Raw genomic sequence first — 1,198 nt, 5'->3', positions numbered from 1 at the left:
GTCCATGGTCAGTTCGCTGGGCCAAGCTAGATAAGCACAGGAAGGAAAAACAGATGCCACTTCCCGAAATGGCAAAGCCGATATCGTTCGAAGCGATATGGAAGAACTACCCCAGTGATGACCCTTGCGTGAACCCTCGCACGGGCAAGAAGGCGTATGACGACCAATGCGCAATACGGGTCGGCATTGCGTTGGAAAAGTCGGGTGTCAGTTTCAAGACATTTCCCGGCCCACGCTGCGAATTTGGCCCTTCCGGAAACGGAATGGTGCTGCGCGCGGCCGAATTGGCCAACTGGCTGATGCGTCGTCCGTTCGCTGGCTGTCCAGAGGCGGAAACACACCAGGGAAAAAGCTTCGACAAGAGTCTCTCCGGTCGCACGGGCATTATCTATTTCGAGGACTACTGGTTGCGTACCGCTGAGGCAAAGTTTCCCACTGGAGATCACATCGACCTGTGGGATCGAAATCGATTGACGCCGTCATGGACGACGTTCCTTCGCTTCTCGCTCGGCATTGATACCTTGCGATCACCGTGGAGCGGCAACGGATACCTCTACTCCGATCTGCACGCGTCGCGTCGAGTTGTCTTCTGGCCGATAAGCTGATGAAACATCCGATCTTCACCCTGTGCGGGGCTTTGGTCGGCGTCGCTCTGTTCCTGGGCTTGCCCATCCTCTTTTCGCTCGCGTTTCCAGGTACGGGGATCGGGCATCACGGCGAGGATGAAGCCGCTCGGATGCTGCGCGTGTATGTCCTGATGGGTGGCGTGGCCTCTGCCGCGTTGGGTGCTTGGGTCGGCTGCGTCGCCGCGACGAGTCCGCGTCGGGCGCTTGGAATGCTTGCTGCCATTGCGGCCGCCAGCATTGCCTTCAGCATCGTTCCGATCCAATTGCCGATGAAGCCCGAGAACGCGATGGCTGTTGGCATTGGAGCCTGGGCCATCGTCAGCGCAGGTCTCGCGGCGTTGGTGGCACGCAAGAAGAGCGAAAGCTCTGCGTAATGCCAGCGCTTCGGGATGCTAGCGGCACATGTCGTACCCGCCGGTCTCCAGATGGAAGTGGTCCTTGTGCGCGGCGTTGTAGTCGGGGCCCAGCACGCCATTGAAGAAGCGGCAGGCGCCGCGGTGCGCATCGCGCAGCAGCAATGCCGCCGGATCGTCCGTGCTTGCGGCACTGCCGTCGCGGGGCCAGTCATGCAG

Annotated in this window: 3 protein-coding genes; 2 read left to right on the top strand and 1 reads right to left on the bottom strand. The window is 60.2% G+C overall.

All coding sequences use genetic code 11. From position 1 onward, the window contains the following. Together AC1DOC_RS34340 and AC1DOC_RS34335 are read left to right on the top strand one after the other, a co-directional pair. Positions 1 to 605, top strand: a 605-nt coding sequence (locus tag AC1DOC_RS34340) for a type VI secretion system amidase effector protein Tae4 (protein ID WP_478131661.1), incomplete at its 5' end; no start/stop codon positions are given. Further along, entirely contained in the window at positions 605 to 1,000 is a 396-nt protein-coding gene (locus AC1DOC_RS34335) for a hypothetical protein (RefSeq protein WP_478080430.1), read from the top strand. The genes AC1DOC_RS34340 and AC1DOC_RS34335, both read left to right, overlap by 1 nt. Positions 1,001 to 1,018: 18 nt before the next feature. On the opposite strand, the gene AC1DOC_RS34330 is transcribed toward AC1DOC_RS34335, so the two are convergent. Beyond that, positions 1,019 to 1,198, bottom strand: a 180-nt coding sequence (locus AC1DOC_RS34330) for an extensin family protein (protein WP_478131660.1), incomplete at its 5' end; no start/stop codon positions are given.

This window comes from Variovorax sp. 01T439_2, from assembly GCF_056398445.1.
Note: the sequence above shows the minus strand (reverse complement) of the source record. Positions and strands in the feature narration are given on the sequence as shown.

What these genes read in the sequence shown, in the direction of transcription:
- AC1DOC_RS34335 (WP_478080430.1), top strand. Translation starts at nt 605, where the DNA reads ATGAAACATCCGATCTTCACCCTGTGCGGGGCTTTGGTCGGCGTCGCT.